Source organism: Streptomyces sp. NPDC102278 (genome assembly GCF_044766345.1).
Taxonomy (GTDB): Bacteria; Actinomycetota; Actinomycetes; order Streptomycetales; family Streptomycetaceae; genus Streptomyces.
This window is the reverse complement of the sequence record NZ_JBIWLV010000018.1, coordinates 86,169-103,328: the sequence shown is the minus strand read 5'-3', so window position 1 is coordinate 103,328 and position 17,160 is coordinate 86,169. Positions and strand designations below refer to the sequence as shown.

Genomic DNA, 17,160 nt, shown 5'->3' with positions numbered 1-17,160 from the left:
CATGAGGATCACCCTGAACGACCTTGCGTTCGACGTGGCCGTCGACGGCCCCGCCGACGGCGAACCGGTCCTGCTGCTCCACGGCTTCCCCCACAACAAGGAGTCCTGGACCGAGACCGCGCCCCTGCTGCACGCCGCCGGGCTGCGCACCATCGCCCCCGACCAGCGGGGCTACTCCGACGGCGCGCGCCCGACCGACGTCGACGCGTACCGCCTCGAACACCTCGCCGCCGACGCGCTCGGCATCCTCGACGCGCTCGGCATCGCCGACGCCCACGTCGTCGGCCACGACTGGGGCGCGGCCGTGGCCTGGTACCTGGCGGCGCGCCGGCCCGACCGGGTGCGCACGCTCACCGCGCTCGCCATCCCGCACCTCGACGCGTACCAGCACGCCTACCGGGTGGACGAGGAGCAGCAACACAGCTCCCAGTACGTGGAGTTCCTCGTCTCCGCGGGAGCCGCCGACCACTTCCTGGCGAACGACGCCGTCGAACTGCACGGCTGGTTCAACCAGGTCGGCGAGGGCGTCCTGACCGACGCCCAGATCGCCCGGTACGTCACCACGCACACCGCGCCCGGCGTCCTGGACGCGGCCCTGAACTGGTACCGCGCCAACAACCTGCTCGGCGAGGACCTCGCCTTCGGCCCGGTCACCGTCCCGACGACCTTCGTCTACAGCCGCACCGACACGGCCGTCAGCGAACTCGCCGTCGAGCAGACCGCGTCGCACGTCACCGGCCCCTACCGGCTGGTGACGCTGGAGAAGACCTCGCACTGGCAGCCGCAGCAGGATCCCGACACGGTCGCCGCCGAGATCATCCGGCGGGTCCGCACGGTCCCCCCGGCAACACCGACAGAAAACTGATGAAGGGACAACCATGACTTCGAACACCGCCGCACCCGCGGTGGAGTTGCGGGCAGGGCCGCGGGAGTGGTTCGGACTGCTGGTCCTGCTGCTGCCGGTCACACTGATGACGGCCGACCTGGGCGTGCTGTGGCTGGCCACCCCCTACGTGACGGCCGACCTGCGGCCCACCAGCTCGCAGCTGCTGTGGACCACGGACATCTACGGGTTCCTGACCTGCGGATTCCTGGTCGTCATGGGAACCCTCGGTGACCGGATCGGCCGCCGCAAGCTGCTGATCCTGGGCTCGCTCGGCGTGATCGTCTCCTCGCTGCTCGCCGCGTACGCGACCAGCCCGGAGATGCTGATCGTGGCGCGCGCGCTGCTCGGCGTGGCCGGCGCCGCCGTGCTCCCGTCGACGCTCTCGCTGATCATCCACATGTTCAAGGACGACCGGCAGCGGGCCACCGCCATCGCCACCTGGGTCACCGCGCTGTCCGTCGGCATCGCCGTCGGCCCCGTCATCGGCGGGGTGCTGCTCGACTCCTGGTGGTGGGGGTCCGTCTTCCTGATGGGCGTCCCCGTCATGCTCGTCCCGCTGCTGCTCGCACCGGCGCTGCTGCCCGAGTACAAGGACCCCAACGCGGGCCGGATCGACCTCGCCAGCGTGGTGCTGTTCCTGGCGGCGATCCTCCCGATCGTCTACGCGGTCAAGAAGTTCGCCGAGATCGGCTGGAGCCTGGGCAACCTGGCCGCCCTGCTGATCGGCGCCGCCTTCACGGTGCTCTTCGTCCGCCGGCAGAACACGCTGGAGACCCCGCTGCTGGACATGCGGCTCTTCCGGACCCGCGCCTTCACCGGAGCGCTGCTCACCCTGCTGTTCGGCATGATGGCGCTCAACGGCGTCGAGTACCTCGTCCCGCAGTACCTGCTGGTCGCCGGTGAACTCAGCCCGCTCGCCGCCGGCGTCTGGCTGCTCCCCGGAGCCGCCGGCCTGATCCTGGGCTCGCAGCTCACCCCGGTGTTCGCCAAGCGGATCCGGCCCGCCTTCGTCATCACCGCGGGCCTGGTCGTCACCCTGGCCGGCTTCTGGCTGACCGGGATCGCGGGCCCCGACAAGGACGGCATCGTGCCCGCCGCCCTCGGCCTCGCCGTGATCATGTTCGGTGTCGCCCCGATCAGCGTCCTCGGCACCTCCCTGGCCGCCGGCGCGGCCCCGCCGGAGAAGGCCGGTTCCGCCGCCGCCACCGGGCAGACCGCGTACGACCTCGGGCTGGCCCTGGGCATCGCGGTGACCGGTTCCATCGCCGTGGCCGTCTACCGCGGCGCGGTCGACGACAACACCCCGGCCGGGATCCCCGCCGAGGCCGCCGCGGCCGCCCGGGACACCGTCGGCGGCGCCACCGACGCCGCCGCCTCCCTTCCCGCCGACCTCGGCGCGCAGTTGGTGGCCGCCGCGCGCGACGCGTTCACCTCCGGCTTCCAGGCCACCGCCTGGGTCAGCGCCGGACTGGCCGTCGTGACGGGCGTCATCGTCCTCACCCTGCTGCGCCACATCCCCGCGATCGGCGCACCCGCCGCCGAGGCCCCGGCCGAGCCGGCGGAGCAGGCCGGGACCACCGAGCCGGCGCCCGGCACGCAGCCGGCCGCCGCGGTCCGCGAAGAGTCCACCACCCGTGCCTGAAGGGGATGACATGACCGCCGAACCCACCACGGCCACGACCGAGTACGCGGAACCCTTCCTGCTGGGGGTGCTCGCCTCCGGAGGTCTGGACGCCGAGTACGTGCGCGGCGAGGGCAACACCCTCTACCTGCGCGACGAGGACGGCCGGGAGATCCCCGTGCTGGACTACGTCGGCGGCTACGGTTCGCTGATGCTGGGGCACAACCACCCCGGGATCAACGCGTACGCCAAGGAACTGCTGGACGCGGGGACGCCCGTCCACGCGCAGTTCTCGCGGCACCCGTACGCCAACGACGTCGCCGAGGTCCTCAACCGGATCATCCAGCGCGAACGCGGGGACGACGAGCAGTACTACGCCATCTTCGCCAACAGCGGCGCGGAGGCCGTCGAGGCCGCCATCAAGCACGCCGAACTCGACCGGGGACTGCGCCTGACGGCGCTCACCGACGAGATCACCGCCCACGTGGCCGACGTGCGCGGACAGGTCGAGGCCGGCGCCGCGAGCGTCCCGGCCGCCGTCGCCGAGTCCTTCGAGGACCTGGTCGCCGACGTGCTCGCCCGCAACGAGGCACAGCGCGAGCGCAGTCCGCTCTTCCTCGTCCCCGAGGGCGGCTTCCACGGCAAGCTCGCCGGCAGCGTGCAGCTCACCCACAACGAGGGGTACCGGCTGCCGTTCAAGGCGCTGGCCGCGCAGTCCCGGTTCGTACCGCGCGACCGGCCCGGCACGATCCGCAAGATCATCGACGAGGAGCGGGCCCACCTGCTCGACCTCGTCGTCGAGGGCGGCCAGGTCCAGGTCGTGGAGCGGGACTTCCCGCTCTTCGTGGCCTTCGTCCTGGAACCCGTCCTCGGTGAGGGCGGCATCCAGGAGCTGAGCCGGGAGTTCGCCGACGAGATCCAGGAGGTCTGCGCCGAGACCGGGATCCCGATCGTCATCGACGAGGTGCAGACCGGCATGGGCCGCACCGGCAGCTTCCTCGCGGCCACCCACCTCGGGCTGCGCGGCGACTACTACACCCTCGCCAAGAGCCTGGGCGGCGGCATCGCCAAGGCCGCCGTGATGCTCGTGCGCAAGCCGCTCTACCGCGGCCAGTTCGAGCTGGCGCACAGCTCCACGTTCGCCAAGGACAGCTTCTCCTGTCTGATCGCCCTCAAGGTGCTCGAACTGATGGAGGCCGACGACGGCGAGGTCTACCGGCGCGCGGCCGAGCGCGGCGAGCGGCTGCTCGCCATGCTCCGCTCGGTCCGGGACGACTTCCCCGAGACGGTCAAGGACGTGCGCGGCCGCGGTCTGATGCTGGGGCTGGAGTTCCACGACCAGTCGGGCTCCGCGGCCGAGCCGCTCAAGGCGGTGGCCCAGAGCGGGTTCTTCGGGTACTTCGTCGCCGGGCACATGCTCCGCGCGCACCGGATCCGGACGTTCCCCACCTCCAGCGCCGTGAACACCCTGCGGTTCGAGCCGTCGGTGTACCTGACGGACGAGGAGATCGGTCGGCTGGAAGCGGCGCTCCGCGACGTGTGCGTGATCATCCGCGACACGGATGGCGCGAGCCTCGCACCGATCGCCTGAGCAAAATCAGACCGCTCGTGCTGTTTAAGGGTCGAGATTGAGTCGCGAACCCCTTGAGTGGCCGGCGAAAAGCTCCGCCGTTCGGTAACCGCCCTCCTGCGGTCGCCCCCTCGCCAGAGGGCCCGGGATCCCCCCTCCCGGGCCCTCTGGCCTTTTGTTTTACCCGAGTTGACGGCTCGTGGGCGGATGTCGACAGCACCCTTCACGGTGCTCCGGTGTGCTCATCTAACCTTTTGACAAACCGGCGTGCTGGTTTGTAATCTTCCGGTCGAGTGAGCATGACCTATCAGCCGCAGGACCGGGGGAGATATGCGCTTTCGGATGTTGGGTCCGCTGGAAGTGATGTCCGCTGACCAGCCGGTACCGCTCGGCGGCACCAAGCCGCGCGCCACACTGGGATACCTGCTGTTGCAGGCCAACCAGGTCGTTCCCACCAGCCAACTGCTCGCCGCGCTCTGGAGCACCGACAATGCTCCGGTCACGGCGCGCAAGATCCTTCAGAACGCCGTGTGGGGACTGCGCGGCATGTTGAACCAGTGCGACCCCGGCTTCGACGGGGCGCCCGCCGAGCTCGTCACCCGGGCGCCCGGCTACATGATCCGCGTCGATCCCGACCACGTGGACCTCCACCTCTTCCGCCGGCGCGTGCGCCAGGGCCGCGCCCTGCTGGCCGGCGGCACCCCGCACGAGGCCGCCGACCGGTTCTGCGAGGCACTGGAGTTGTGGCGCGGCCCGGTCCTGTCGGACCTGGTCGAGACCGGCACCATGTGGCCGGAACTCACCGCCGTGCAGAACACCCGACTCGACGTCCTGGAGGACTACTTCGAGGCGAAGCTGCGCTGCGGCCAGCACTACGCCGTCCTCGGCGAGCTGGAGACCACCGTCGAGGCGGAGCCGCTGCGCGAGCGCGCCTCCGGGCAGCTGATGCTGGCGCTGTACCGCTGCGGGCGGCAGGCCGACGCGCTCGGCGTCTACAACCGCATCCGCGCCACGCTCGTGGAGGACCTCGGCCTCGAACCGGGTCACGAGCTGCGCCGGCTCCAGCAGGCGATCCTGGCCCACGACCCGACGTTGAACCTCGCCCCCGCCGCGGTCGTCCTCGGCGGCTCGGCCCCGGTCGGCGTCCCCGGAGGACAGGTGCGCCGGCGCGAGGACATCCGCGCGACCCGCCCGGCAGGCCGCCGGACGGGCCCCGGGGAGGAGCGCCGCGAGCAGCGGCACGAGGACCCCGACCGTCGCGAGGACCGGCGGCAGGACCACCACGAGGACCGGCGTGAGGACCGGTCCGAGAGCCTCCGCGCCGAACACCGGGCGGAACACGCCGAGGACCGGCACGAGGGTCTCCGTGACGACCGCGACGAAGACCGCGACGAAGGCCGCCGCGAAGACCGCCGCGACGACTTTCGCGACGACTTCCGCGAGGACCGTCGGGACGACCTGCGCGAGGAGCTGTACGGAGAGCGGTACGAGCAGCGGTACGCGGACCCGCGCGAGGACCGCCGCGAGGACCGGCGGCGGATGCTGGCCGCCGTGCCCACCCACCCCCGCGGCCTGCTGCTGGCCGAGCGCCCGGGCCCGCCCCGCGGCGGGTCGGCCAGACGGTCGCAGCCCGTGCCCCAGCCCCTGTCCCGGGCCGTGGTGACCGAACGCCGCCGCATCAGCGTGCTCCTCGTGCAGACCCGGATCACCGCGGAACGGCCCGGCGGCGCACCGGAGTTCATGGACGAGATGTTCGAGAGCGTCAACGCCATCGCCCGCCGCCGCATCGAGCGTTTCGGCGGCGACGCCGTCACCTCGATCGGCGCCGTCTCCCTCGGGCTCTTCCGTGCGGGCGGCGACGAGGACAGCGCCCTGCGGGCGGTCCGCGCGGCGGCGGCCATCCGCGACCGGCTCACCGATCCGGCCACCGACGGCGGACCGAACCCCTCGCCCTGGCACGGGCTGACCCTGCACGCGGCCGTCGCGACCGGGAACGCGCTGGTCCGTTTCCGCCCCGACGACCCCACCGTCGCGCCCTCCGTCAACGGCGCGCTGCTGGACACCTGCCAGTGCCTGCTGGAACTCTCGCCGGCCGGTGAGATCCAGCTCTGCGAGGCCACCCGCGAGGCGCTGGAGGTCCCGCTCGGCGGGTCGCTCGGGGTGCTGCGCGAGCGCGGGCCGGCCACCACCGGGGTCTGGGCGGTCTGACGCCGTCCGACCCCGGACCCGGGGTGCGGTGTCCCCGCATTTTCGATGCCCTTACCAATTGATTCGGACCTCCACAAGCGGAATTGGTGACGGATTACTTCACGGTGGAATCTGGCCGATAATCTGCGTTTCAAAGGGATTGACGGCCATTGACTCCACCCCGCCTCCACCCGGTGTGCGGCGTGATGTCGAGTTCCGTAACTCCAGAACCATTTCTTCGTGGAGGTACACGCTAATGACCGGAGTTTCCCGCCGGGTGTTCATGAGACACACTGCGGCCGCCGGCGGCGCAGCCCTGGCTCTGCCCGCACTGGGCGGCTGGGCCGGTGAGGCGTTCGCCGCCGAGCCGACGGCCGCCGCCGGCATCGCCACGACCTCCCTGGTCACGGTGGCGCCGTCGGACCCCCGCTACGCGACCCTGGTCGCGGGGGCGAACGGTCGCTGGGTCGGCACGCCCGACTACGTGCTGGTCGCGAGCACGGCGGACCAGGTGGTCCAGGCGGTGCAGGAAACCCTCGACCGGGGGGTCCGGTTCGCCGTCCGCAGTGGGGGCCACTGCTACGAGGACTTCACGAGCAACGCCAACATCCGCGTGCTCATCGACATCTCGGCGATGACCGGCATATCCCACGACACGAGCCGTCGCGCCGTCGCGGTCGAGGCCGGCGCCCAGCTCGGCAGCGTGTACGAGACCCTCTACAACACCTGGGGCGTCACCATCCCCGGCGGCACCTGCCCGACGGTTTCCGTCGGCGGTCACATACCGGGCGGCGGGTACGGTCCGCTGGCCCGCTCGCACGGGGTCACCGTCGACCACCTGTACGCCGTCGAGGTCGTGCACGTGGACAGCGCGGGCGTCGCCCGCAAGGTCGTCGCCACCCGCGACGCCAACGACCCGAACCGCGAACTGTGGTGGGCGCACACCGGCGCGGGCGGCGGCAACTACGGCATCGTCACCCGCTACTGGTTCCGCAGCCCCAACACCACCTCCACCGACCCGGCCCTGTTCCTGCCCAAGGCGCCCCGCGAGCTGATCATCTCCGAGGTCGCCTTCTCCTGGACCGGCATGACCGAGGCCGCGTTCACCCGGCTGCTCCACAACTTCACGAAGTGGCACGAGGACAACTCCTCGGCCACCTCCCCGTACGCCAAGCTCTTCAGCGCGATCAAGCCGCGGCACAAGCTGGCCGGCGAGTTCCTGATGAGCTCGCAGATCGACTCCGCCCTGCCCAACGCCGACCAGCTCCTGGACGACTACCTCGCCGCCATCGTCGCCGGCACGGGCCTGACGTACCGCGTCGACGCCCGCCGGCGCGTCGACTGGCTGTACAACGTCCTGCACTGGCCGGGCCTCGGCGGCTCCGGCTTCGAGGGCAAGGGCCGCTTCAAGGCCAAGTCCTCCTACCTGCGCAAGACCATGCCGGCCGCGCAGATCAAGGCGTTCTACAAGCACCTCACGCGCAACGACTACACCAACTCGGCGGCCCTCGTGGAGATCGCCGGCTACGGCGCCGCGGCCAACGTGCCGTCCACCTCGGCGACCGCCACCGCGCAGCGCGACTCGATCATCAAGATGCTGTTCGTCAACCTCTGGGCCACCCCGGCCGAAGACGCCGCGAACCTCGCCTGGATCAGGGAGTTCTACCGCGACGTCCACGCCGCGACCGGTGGGGTCCCCCGCCCGGGCGTGGTCAACGACGGGGCGTTCATCAACTACGCCGACGCCGACCTGGCCGACTCGACCCTGAACACCTCGGGGATCGCCTGGCACCACCTGTACTTCAAGGACGGCTACTGCCGCCTGCAGGCGGCGAAGAGCCAGTGGGACCCGCGGAACGTGTTCCGCCACACCCTGTCGATCAGGCTGCCCTGATCCACGGGCCGGCGTACCGACCGGGCCCCCGGCCCGAGGGAGAACCCCTCGGGCCGGGGGCCTTCGGCGCGTGAACGCGAGCGCGTGAACACGAGCGCGCCGGCGGAACCGGGACGCACGACGGACGCCGCCGCCCCCCTGTGCGGTGGAGGCGGCGGCGTCCGGGTCTGCGTGCGGACGTTCCGTGTGCGGACGGACGACCGATCGGCGTGGGGGCCGAAGGACGACGTCGATGCGTGACGCCTGGTGTGTCGGCCGGGTCAGATGCCGAGGCCGGAGCCGCCGCTGACGTCGATGTTCTGGCCGGTGATCCAGCGGGCGTCGTCGGTGGCGAGGAAGGAGACGACGTCGGCGACGTCGTCGGGCTGGCCGACGCGGTTGAAGACGGAGAAGGCGGCGGCCTGGGCCTTGGCCTCGGGGATGGCCATCCAGGGGTGGATGTCGGTTTCGATGGTGCCGGGGGAGACGGCGTTGACGGTGATCTGGCGGCTGCCGAGGGTCTGGGCGAGGGTGAGGGTGAGGACCTCGACGGCGCCCTTGCTGGCGGCGTAGGAGGTCATGCCGGGGAAGGCGACCTTGGTGACGCCGGAGGAGATGTTGATGATGCGGCCGCCGTCGCGCAGGCGGTCCAGGCCCTTTTGGATGATGAAGAAGGGGGCCTTGGCGTTGATCGCGAAGACCTTGTCGTAGTCGGCCTCGGAGACCTCGTGGATCAGGCCCGGGCCCGCGATCCCCGCGTTGTTCACCAGGATGTCCAGGCCCGCCGTGTCGGAGTGCGCGCCGATCTGCTCGTCGAAGGCGGCCCACAGGGCGTCGGCGTCACCGGGGACACCGAGGGCGGAGCGGAAGGCGAAGGCGCGGCCACCCGCGGCCTCGATCGAGTTCACCGTCTCCTTCGCGGCGGCCTCGTCGCTGGAGTAGGTGAGCGCGACGAGCGCGCCCTCCTTGCCCAGGCGCTGGGCGATGGCGCGGCCGATGCCCCGGCTGCCACCGGTGACCAGAGCAGTCTTGTTCGTGAGGGCAGTCATTCGGATACTCCCAATTCTTTTGTCCAGGCGCGGCCGCTGCAGATGAGGTCGCAAGTGTGATGCTGCCCGGCTCCGCTCATCGGGCGTTCACCGGCGGGTCATCGTCCGGTGTCGGGAACGAATCCACGAATTACCATCGGCCCATGACTCAGAATTCGGTTCAGAATCCCGTACTCGTCATCGGCGGCACCGGAAAGACCGGCCGTCGGGTGGTGCGCCGGCTCGCGGAAAGCGGAGTTCCGGTCAGGTCGGCCTCGCGCTCGGGCGAAACCCGCTTCGACTGGCTCGACGAGACGACCTGGGGCCCGGCCCTCGACGGCGCGTCCGGGGTGTACATCGTCCAGAACGACAGCGAACCGCGCACCCGCGAGCTCGCCCGGCGCGCCGCCGACGCCGGCGTCCGCCGCCTCGTCCTGCTCTCCGCCCGCGGGGTCGACACCCCCGGCTACTACGGCGAGGACCCCTCCACCAGCGACGCCTTCCTCGCCGGCGAGGCCGCCGTCCACGAATCCGGCCTCGCCTGGACGGTGCTGCGCCCGGGCTGGTTCGCGCAGAACTTCGACGAGGGCTTCTTCAACGAGGGCGTCCTGTCGGGCGAGTTGCGGCTGCCCGCCGGTGACGGCGCCGCGACCTGGATCGACGTCGAGGACATCGCCGCGGTGGCCGTCGCCGCACTGACCGGGGACGGCCACGACGGACAGACGTACGAACTCTCGGGCCCCCGCCCGGTGTCCCTGCCCGAGGTGCTCGACCTGATCGGCGCGGCGACCGGCCGCAAGGCCGTCTACACGCCGCTCTCCACCCCGGACTTCATCGCGGAGCTCGGCGCGCAGGGCGTGTCGGCCGCCGACGCCGCGATCTGGGCCGCGGCCCTGTACCCGGTCCAGCAGGGCTTCGAGGCGAAGGTCTCCGACGGAGTGCAGCGCGCCCTGGGCCGCGCACCGCGCGACTTCGCCGACTACGTCGCGGCGGCCGCCGAGTCCGGCGCTTGGCGCGCTTGAGTGGTTGTGTAGTCGTATTGGCCAGTCTGTAGGGGTCTACCGCGTTTTGTTCGGAACGACGAGACGCCTCTCGGATCTGGAAAGGATCAAGCATGAGCATCGTCGAGGAAGCGCCGACCGGCCCTCCGCCGGCCGCGACCATGGGGTCGAGGGTGGCGGAGCTCGCCGAACTGCGCGAGTCGGTCATCGCCGGCCCCAGCGAGAAGGCGACCGAGGCGCAGCGGAAGAAGGGCAAGCTGACCGTCCGCGACCGCCTGGAACTCCTCTTCGACAAGGGCACGTTCACCGAGGTGGAAGCCTTCCGGCGGCACCGCGCGACCGGGTTCGGCCTGGAGGACAGGAAGCCGCACAGCGACGGCGTGGTCACGGGTTACGGCCAGGTCAACGGCCGGCCCGTGTTCGCGTACGCCCACGACTTCCGCATCTTCGGCGGCGCCCTCGGCGAGGCACACGCCCAGAAGATCCACAAGTTGATGGACCTCGCCGAGAAGGCCGGTGCGCCCATCATCGGCCTGTGCGACGGTGCGGGCGCCCGCATCCAGGAGGGCGTCACCGCCCTCGCCGGATACGGCGGCATCTTCCAGCGCAACGTCCGCAACTCCGGCGTGATCCCGCAGATCAGCGTGATCATGGGCCCGTGCGCGGGAGGCGCCGCGTACTCGCCGGCCCTCACCGACTTCGTCTTCATGGTGCGCGGCACCTCGCAGATGTTCATCACCGGCCCCGACGTGGTCGCCGCCGTCACCGGTGAGCAGATCACCCAGGACGCCCTGGGCGGCGCCGACGTGCACTCCTCCGTCTCCGGCGTCGCGCACTTCGCGTACGACGACGAGGAGCACTGCCTGGAGGACGTCCGGCACCTGCTCTCCTACCTGCCCTCCAACAACCGGGAACTGCCCCCGGCGGAAGTCGCCGACGACCCGGCCGACCGCCGCACGGAGGCGCTCCTGGACCTGGTGCCCGCCGACCCCAACCGGGCGTACGACATGCACAAGGTCATCGAGGAGATAGCCGACCACGGCGAGTTCTTCGAGGTCCACGAGCGCTGGGCGCCCAACATCATCTGCGCCCTGACCCGCCTCGGCGGCCAGGTCGTCGGCATCGTCGCCAACCAGCCGCAGAACATGGCCGGCGTCCTCGACATCCAGTCGTCGGAGAAGGCCGCCCGGTTCGTCCAACTGTGCGACGCGTTCAACATCCCGCTGGTCAGCCTGGTCGACGTGCCCGGCTTCCTGCCCGGCGTCGACCAGGAGCACAACGGCGTCATCCGACACGGCGCGAAGCTCCTGTACGCGTACTGCAACGCGACCGTCCCGCGGATCTCGCTCGTCCTGCGCAAGGCCTACGGCGGCGCGTACATCGTCATGGACTCCCGCTCCATCGGCACCGACATCGCCCTCGCCTGGCCGATCAACGAGATCGCCGTGATGGGCGCCGAAGGCGCGGCCAACGTGGTGTTCCGCCGCGAGATCGCCGCCTCCGACGACCCCGAGGCGACCCGCTCGGCGCGCATCGACGAGTACCGCGAGGAACTCATGCACCCGTACTACGCCGCCGAGCGCGGCCTGGTCGACGATGTCATCGACCCCGCCGACACCCGGTCCGCGCTGATCGGCGCCCTCGCGGTGCTGCGCGGCAAGCACGCCCCCCTGCCCAGCCGCAAACACGGCAACCAGCCCCAGTAGAGGGAGAACCCGATGGCGGTACGAGCGGTCCCCACCGAGCCGGACACGTCGGAGTTCCTCTCCGCCCAGGCCTGGCGCATCACCAGCGGCTCACCGGCCGCCGAGGAGGTCGCCGCGCTCGCGGTGGCCCTGTCGGCGGTCATGCGGGCCCGGGCGGCCGAGGCGATCCGGCTGGCCGAGGAGGAACAGGAGCAGGCCGCGGCCCGCTGGACACCCTCCGCGGCCCGCCGCCGCGCGGCCACGTCCTGGGCCGCGGGCGCCCAGCCCACCTGGGCCAACACGGCCTGAACGGCCCGTGACCGCCCCCACCCCGCACGGCCCGAGGCCCCGCCCCACCCCACGGTGGGACGGGGCCTCGGCCCTGTCGTCGAAGTGCCGCCCGGGCCGTACCCCCGGGTCAGGCGCGCGCCGAGTCCGGCAGCCGCTCCGCCACCGCCTCGACACGTGCCTCCCGGACCTCCCCCGCCCCGGCCGTCTCCCGCGCGGACCGCAGCGCACTGCGCCGCGCCCACGCCAGGGCCGGCACGGTCACCCCGATCAGCACCAGTGCCACGTACGACATGGCGTCCACCGGCGAGGCGGGCGGGTTGACCCACCCGTTGAGGTACACCCAGGCCATCGCCGACGCCCCCAGCACCGCCGTCAGGTACGACAGCGGCTTCACCGCGCGCTCGCGCACCAGCAGCACCACGTGCGCCGCGCAGATCAGCACGTACGGGAACACCCACAGGTAGACGATCAGGGTGGCCAACGCCGAGTACACCGACAGCAGCGAGTCCGGGTAGGCGAGCACGGCGACCGCCAGCACCGCGAAACCGATCACCGCCAGGACGGTCACCGCGACGGTCGGCGACCCGTGCTCGGGGTGCGCACGCCCCACCCGGCGCGGCAACAGACCGTCGTCAGAGAGCGTCGCCACGAACCGCGACCCGAAGTTCACGAACCCGATCAGACCCGCGAACGTCGCCACCGCCAGCACCAGGTCGGTGGCGCTCGCGAAGGTCTCGCCCAGCCCCGCGTTCAACGCCAGCGCCGCCGCCGGCGACATGCCCGCCGCCAGGTCGTCCGCCGCCGCGAACAGCCCCGGCACCTGGAGCACCGTCGCCACCAGGTACACGACCCCGAGCAGCACCGGAATGCCCAGCACCGCGAACGGCACGTCCCGCTTGGGGTCCTTCGTCTCCCGCGCCAGCGCGGCGCAGCTCTCGAAACCCATCAGGAACGTCGCCCCGGCCGCCATGCCCTGGAAGACCCCGCTGAAGGAGAACCCGCCCTCGAAGGACAACTGCTCCGCGAGGTGCAGCCCGGTCGTGCCGGCGCCGGCCACCACGACCACGCCGACCACCGGGATCGCCACGGCCATCAACACCACCGCCGCCTTCACCGACAGGTCGACACCGCGCCGCGCGAACAGCACCGCGATCAACAGCGCCACCGCGTACACCGCGAGCTGCGCCGGCACCTCCAGCCCGGCCGCGTACCCCCGGGACAACAGGAAGCTGCCGACGTACACCCCGATGACCATCGTGATGCCCGCGATCATCGCCGCGTAGCCGAGCAGCAGCGCCGCCGCGGCCACCAGCCGGGCCCAGGGGCCGAAGACCAGCGAAAGGTAGGAATAGAGCGAGCCGTTGGCGACGTGCCGGCGCGCGAAGGTGACGACCGACAGGCCGACGAACGTGGTCACCGCGGCCGACAGCAGGGCGGAGAGCCAACTGCCGTTCCCGGCCGAGACGAACATCAGGGCGGGCACCGCGGCGAGACCCACCGCGGGAATCATGCTGGCGACGGCCAGACCGACGATCTGGCCCCGGGACAGTTGCCGGGGTTCCGTTTCCGTGCTGGACATGGGGCGCGCCTCCAAGGGCGGGAGCGGGGGATGAGGAGAGCGGAAAGGGGACCGCTCAGTGTTCGGTGGGGAGTGGCGAGAAACGGTTGGAAGTCTCGCCACGCCGTCTCACGGCGCGGTAACCCCCGGCCCACCGCCCGCTCCGGCACGACGTTCGCCCAGGCTGTGGGGGTGCCTGTAGTACCCGTCCAAGGCCTCTCGACCGGCGGTCCACCGGCTCGACAGACTCTGGAAGTCGACTCGACAGGATGTTGAAGGAGAGAAGACATGGCCAATGACTGGTTCCGACGGTTCGGCCCCGCGTCCGACAGCGACACGCGCCTGTTCTGCTTTCCGCACGCGGGCGGCGCGGCCAGCGCCTACCTCGCGCTGTCGCAGGAGCTGACCCCCGAGTTCGACGTCATGTCCGTGCAGTACCCCGGCCGTCAGGACCGCCGGATGGAACCCGCCGTGGACGACATCGGCCGTCTCGTCACCGCGCTCGCCGACGAACTCGCCGCCACCTTGACCGCCGGGCCGGGCCGCCGGGGCGACGATCGACCGTACGCTTTCTTCGGGCACAGCATGGGCGCCGTGCTCGCGTACGAGCTGACCCGCGAACTCGACCGGCGCGCACTGCCCGCCCCCGAGCGGCTGTTCCTGTCCGGCCGGTTCGCCCCGACCCCGCACGGCAGCGCCAGCGACCGGCTGGACACCGACGAGAAGGTGATCGCGATGATCCGCACGCTCGGCGGGACCGTCGGGAAGGTCTTCGACGACCCCGACCTGCTGGAGATGGTCATGCCGCCCCTGCGCGCCGACTACAAGGCCATCGGCTCCTACGTCTGGCAGCCCGGCCGCCCCCTCGACGTGCCGTTCACCGTGCTCGTCGGCGACCGCGACCCCGTCGTCCCCGTCGAGGACGCGGCCGCCTGGCGGGTGCACACCGTCGCGGGCAGCGACGTACGGATCCTGCCCGGCGGGCACTTCTACCTCGACCACAGCGTTCCCCAGGTGGCCGCCGTGATCCGCTCCGCACTGCGCCGTCGCGGCGCGAGCGCGTTGGGGGCCGCCTGATGCCGACCGGCCCCGGCAGGCTGCTGGCCATCAGCGACCTGCACGTCCGCCACGACGAGAACAAGAAGGTCGTCGACGGTCTGCGACCCGAGACGGAACACGACTGGCTGCTGCTCGCCGGGGACGTCAGCGAGTCCACCGTCGACTTCGAGGACACCTTGCGGCTGCTGAGCGACCGGTTCGCCAAGGTGATCTGGGCGCCGGGCAACCACGAACTGTGGACCACCGCCGCCGACCCGGTCCAACTGCGCGGCCAGGCCCGCTACGACCACCTCGTCGCGATCTGCCGACGCCTGGGCGTCACCACCCCCGAGGACCCCTACCCGGTGTGGGAGGGAACGGGCGGCCCCGTCGCGATCGCCCCGCTCTTCCTGCTGTACGACTACACGTTCCGGCCCGCCGGAGCACGCACCCGGCAGGAGGCCATGGACATCGCCGAGCGGGCCGGGGTCGTCTGCACGGACGAGTTCTACCTGCACCCCGACCCCTACCCCAGCCGCCAGGCGTGGTCCCGGGCACGCGTCGCGCACACCGCCGCGCGGCTCGCCGAGATCCCCGCCCACCTGCCGACCGTGCTGGTCAACCACTATCCGCTGGTCCGCGAACCCACCCGGATCCTGCGGTTCCCCGAGTTCGCGCTGTGGTGCGGAACCGAGGCGACCGAGGACTGGCCCGTCCGCTTCCGGGCCGCGGCCGTGGTCTACGGGCACCTGCACATCCCGCGGCTGATCCACCAGGACGGGATCCCCCACCACGAGGTCTCCCTGGGCTACCCCAGGGAGTGGAAGCAACGCGCCGCCGCCCCGGCGGGCGCCGTACGGATCCTCGCGGAGCGCACATGATCGAGGAACTGCTGACCCCCGCCGCCGCCGCCGTGGAGTCCTTCGGAGACGACCCCGGGGCCCTGGCCGACCTCCACCCGCAGGAGGAACTCCTGGTCGCGGGCGCCGAGGACGGCCGCCGACGGGAGTTCGCGACCGTACGGCGCTGCGCCCGCGAAGCCCTCGGCAAGCTCGGCGTCGCCCCCGCGCCGATCCTGCGCGACCCGAAGGGGGCGCCCCGCTGGCCCGCCGGATTCGTCGGCGCCATGACCCACTGCACGGGCTACCGGGCGGCCGTGGTGGCGCCCGCCGGACGGGTGGCCGCGCTCGGCATCGACGCCGAACCCAACCTGCCGCTGCGCAGCCGGGGCGTCGCGGACCTGGTGACCGTCGCGGGCGAGCGCGCCTGGCTGCCCGAACTCGCCGCCCGCCGCCCCGAGGTGGAGTGGGAACGGCTGCTCTTCAGCGCCAAGGAGAGCGTGTACAAGGTCTGGTACCCGCTGACCGGACGCTGGCTGGACTTCCAGGACGCGGAGATCACCGTCGACCCGGCCTGGTCCACCTTCCACGCCCGGCTCCTGGTGCCCGGCCCCGAGATCGACGGGGTCCGGCTCGACTCCTTCGACGGCGGCTGGCTGGTCCGCAACGGCCTCATCGTCACGGCGATCACGCTGCCCCGAGGCGAGATCACGCCGCCCTGAGGTGAGGTCGCATCAGCGGATGATCACACTTGGTGAACACGGGTGACGTAGTGTCAGTGCCAGGTGCTTTCGTGGGCCGGTTGCGTGGGGAGGCGCAACGCGACCATCGAGGGGGATGCGGCTGTGCCCTGGATCACGACGTACATGAAGTCGGACGGCACCGAAGTCGAGGGCCGTCTGCGGCCTCCACTCGCCTCCCCCCCCCACACGGCGAGCGGCCGGTGACCCGGCGCCCGCCCGCACGGCGGCGCAGGCGCGGTGGCAGCGCACGGCGTCGCGGGAACAGCGGCTCGGGGGAGCCGTGGATGCGCGGCCTGGCGGCCGCGGTGGCCTTCAGTCTGATCATGGCACTCCTGTCGTGGTTGGCCGCCCACCGTGGGTCCCGACCCTGATCCTGGTGGCGATGGTCGGCGTCGGATGGTTGTGGCTGCGCCGACGCCGAGAAGCGGCCCGATGGGAACAGGGTCGGGCCCGGGGGCTGCGCCACGCCGTCGAGCATCTCGACGGCCTCCACTACAACGACTTCGAGTTCGCCGTCCGGGACCTCATGCACCGCGACGGATGCGCCGACGCGCAGAAGGTCGGTGGACGGGGCGACAACGGCGCGGACGTGAAGGCCACCGACCCCTACGGCCGACGCTGGGTGATCCAGTGCAAGCACCGCAAAGCCGGTTGGTCCGGATCCGCGATCGGCACCCCGAACCCCCAGGTCCACGGCGGCGATGTCCGGCCGCTTCTCCGGACCCGCGCTCGCCTTCGCCGAGTCCCAGCACCTCCACCTCGTCGACCGCCATCTCCTCGCCCAATGGGCCGGCGGCTCCCGACCTCTGTGAGAGCTCCTGCGCGCCGTCCCACCACCCA

General features: G+C 71.6%; 13 protein-coding genes and 1 pseudogene. 12 read left to right on the top strand and 2 right to left on the bottom strand.

Annotation, left to right across the window (positions count from 1 at the left end):
* Position 1 precedes the first annotated feature (1 nt).
* From ACIRO3_RS31295 to ACIRO3_RS31275, 5 genes are all read left to right on the top strand, one after another.
* Positions 2 to 865, top strand: coding sequence for an alpha/beta hydrolase (locus ACIRO3_RS31295; protein ID WP_361783550.1), 864 nt, complete (start codon positions 2 to 4; stop codon positions 863 to 865).
* 13 nt (positions 866 to 878) lie between these two features.
* The gene (locus ACIRO3_RS31290) at positions 879 to 2,528 is read left to right on the top strand and encodes an MFS transporter (protein ID WP_404142402.1); all 1,650 of its coding nucleotides are present in this window, start codon (positions 879 to 881) and stop codon (positions 2,526 to 2,528) included.
* A gap of 10 nt (positions 2,529 to 2,538) precedes the next feature.
* A complete protein-coding gene (locus ACIRO3_RS31285; protein ID WP_361783544.1) occupies positions 2,539 to 4,098 on the top strand; it encodes an aminotransferase class III-fold pyridoxal phosphate-dependent enzyme in 1,560 nt (519 codons plus the stop codon).
* Between the two features lie 342 nt (positions 4,099 to 4,440).
* On the top strand, positions 4,441 to 6,285 hold the full coding sequence (locus ACIRO3_RS31280) for a BTAD domain-containing putative transcriptional regulator (protein WP_404142399.1): 1,845 nt from the start codon (positions 4,441 to 4,443) through the stop codon (positions 6,283 to 6,285).
* Between the two features lie 235 nt (positions 6,286 to 6,520).
* Positions 6,521 to 8,158: an FAD-binding protein gene (locus tag ACIRO3_RS31275; protein WP_366148809.1), complete on the top strand. Its 1,638-nt coding sequence runs from the start codon at positions 6,521 to 6,523 to the stop codon at positions 8,156 to 8,158.
* Positions 8,159 to 8,418: 260 nt separating this feature from the next.
* On the opposite strand, the gene ACIRO3_RS31270 is transcribed toward ACIRO3_RS31275, so the two are convergent.
* Positions 8,419 to 9,186, bottom strand: a complete 768-nt coding sequence (locus ACIRO3_RS31270) for an SDR family oxidoreductase (RefSeq protein ID WP_366148808.1) — start codon at positions 9,184 to 9,186, stop codon at positions 8,419 to 8,421.
* Positions 9,187 to 9,329: 143 nt separating this feature from the next.
* Here ACIRO3_RS31270 and ACIRO3_RS31265 point away from each other — a divergent pair, with 143 nt between their 5' ends.
* The 3 genes from ACIRO3_RS31265 (at position 9,330) to ACIRO3_RS31255 (ending at position 12,160) form a co-directional block, all read left to right on the top strand.
* Complete coding sequence (locus tag ACIRO3_RS31265) at positions 9,330 to 10,187, top strand: NAD(P)H-binding protein (protein WP_404142396.1); 858 nt, start codon at positions 9,330 to 9,332, stop codon at positions 10,185 to 10,187.
* 92 nt (positions 10,188 to 10,279) lie between these two features.
* Positions 10,280 to 11,872, top strand: a complete 1,593-nt coding sequence (locus tag ACIRO3_RS31260) for an acyl-CoA carboxylase subunit beta (RefSeq protein ID WP_361783530.1) — start codon at positions 10,280 to 10,282, stop codon at positions 11,870 to 11,872.
* 12 nt (positions 11,873 to 11,884) lie between these two features.
* Entirely contained in the window at positions 11,885 to 12,160 is a 276-nt protein-coding gene (locus ACIRO3_RS31255; protein ID WP_266975247.1) for a hypothetical protein, read from the top strand.
* A 109-nt stretch (positions 12,161 to 12,269) separates the two neighbouring features.
* On the opposite strand, the gene ACIRO3_RS31250 is transcribed toward ACIRO3_RS31255, so the two are convergent.
* The gene (locus tag ACIRO3_RS31250) at positions 12,270 to 13,721 is read right to left on the bottom strand and encodes an APC family permease (protein WP_404142394.1); all 1,452 of its coding nucleotides are present in this window, start codon (positions 13,719 to 13,721) and stop codon (positions 12,270 to 12,272) included.
* Positions 13,722 to 13,988: 267 nt separating this feature from the next.
* Here ACIRO3_RS31250 and ACIRO3_RS31245 point away from each other — a divergent pair, with 267 nt between their 5' ends.
* The 4 genes and pseudogenes from ACIRO3_RS31245 to ACIRO3_RS31230 all read left to right on the top strand — a co-directional run.
* Positions 13,989 to 14,777, top strand: a complete 789-nt coding sequence (locus ACIRO3_RS31245; RefSeq protein ID WP_365999408.1) for an alpha/beta fold hydrolase — start codon at positions 13,989 to 13,991, stop codon at positions 14,775 to 14,777.
* Positions 14,777 to 15,619, top strand: coding sequence for a metallophosphoesterase (locus tag ACIRO3_RS31240; RefSeq protein ID WP_365999407.1), 843 nt, complete (start codon positions 14,777 to 14,779; stop codon positions 15,617 to 15,619). Before ACIRO3_RS31245 ends, ACIRO3_RS31240 begins: the two co-directional genes overlap by 1 nt.
* Complete coding sequence (locus tag ACIRO3_RS31235) at positions 15,616 to 16,299, top strand: 4'-phosphopantetheinyl transferase (protein WP_404142392.1); 684 nt, start codon at positions 15,616 to 15,618, stop codon at positions 16,297 to 16,299. Before ACIRO3_RS31240 ends, ACIRO3_RS31235 begins: the two co-directional genes overlap by 4 nt.
* A 403-nt stretch (positions 16,300 to 16,702) precedes the next feature.
* A pseudogene (locus ACIRO3_RS31230) lies at positions 16,703 to 16,909 on the top strand (restriction endonuclease); the annotation flags it as partial.
* Positions 16,910 to 17,160 lie beyond the last annotated feature (251 nt).

What these genes read in the sequence shown, in the direction of transcription:
- ACIRO3_RS31255 (WP_266975247.1), top strand. Translation starts at nt 11,885, where the DNA reads ATGGCGGTACGAGCGGTCCCCACCGAGCCGGACACGTCGGAGTTCCTC.
- ACIRO3_RS31280 (WP_404142399.1), top strand. Translation starts at nt 4,441, where the DNA reads ATGTCCGCTGACCAGCCGGTACCGCTCGGCGGCACCAAGCCGCGCGCC.
- ACIRO3_RS31265 (WP_404142396.1), top strand. Translation starts at nt 9,330, where the DNA reads ATGACTCAGAATTCGGTTCAGAATCCCGTACTCGTCATCGGCGGCACC.
- ACIRO3_RS31250 (WP_404142394.1), bottom strand. Translation starts at nt 13,721, where the DNA reads ATGTCCAGCACGGAAACGGAACCCCGGCAACTGTCCCGGGGCCAGATC.
- ACIRO3_RS31240 (WP_365999407.1), top strand. Translation starts at nt 14,777, where the DNA reads ATGCCGACCGGCCCCGGCAGGCTGCTGGCCATCAGCGACCTGCACGTC.
- ACIRO3_RS31295 (WP_361783550.1), top strand. Translation starts at nt 2, where the DNA reads ATGAGGATCACCCTGAACGACCTTGCGTTCGACGTGGCCGTCGACGGC.
- ACIRO3_RS31245 (WP_365999408.1), top strand. Translation starts at nt 13,989, where the DNA reads ATGGCCAATGACTGGTTCCGACGGTTCGGCCCCGCGTCCGACAGCGAC.
- ACIRO3_RS31270 (WP_366148808.1), bottom strand. Translation starts at nt 9,186, where the DNA reads ATGACTGCCCTCACGAACAAGACTGCTCTGGTCACCGGTGGCAGCCGG.
- ACIRO3_RS31235 (WP_404142392.1), top strand. Translation starts at nt 15,616, where the DNA reads ATGATCGAGGAACTGCTGACCCCCGCCGCCGCCGCCGTGGAGTCCTTC.
- ACIRO3_RS31285 (WP_361783544.1), top strand. Translation starts at nt 2,539, where the DNA reads ATGACCGCCGAACCCACCACGGCCACGACCGAGTACGCGGAACCCTTC.
- ACIRO3_RS31260 (WP_361783530.1), top strand. Translation starts at nt 10,280, where the DNA reads ATGAGCATCGTCGAGGAAGCGCCGACCGGCCCTCCGCCGGCCGCGACC.
- ACIRO3_RS31275 (WP_366148809.1), top strand. Translation starts at nt 6,521, where the DNA reads ATGACCGGAGTTTCCCGCCGGGTGTTCATGAGACACACTGCGGCCGCC.
- ACIRO3_RS31290 (WP_404142402.1), top strand. Translation starts at nt 879, where the DNA reads ATGACTTCGAACACCGCCGCACCCGCGGTGGAGTTGCGGGCAGGGCCG.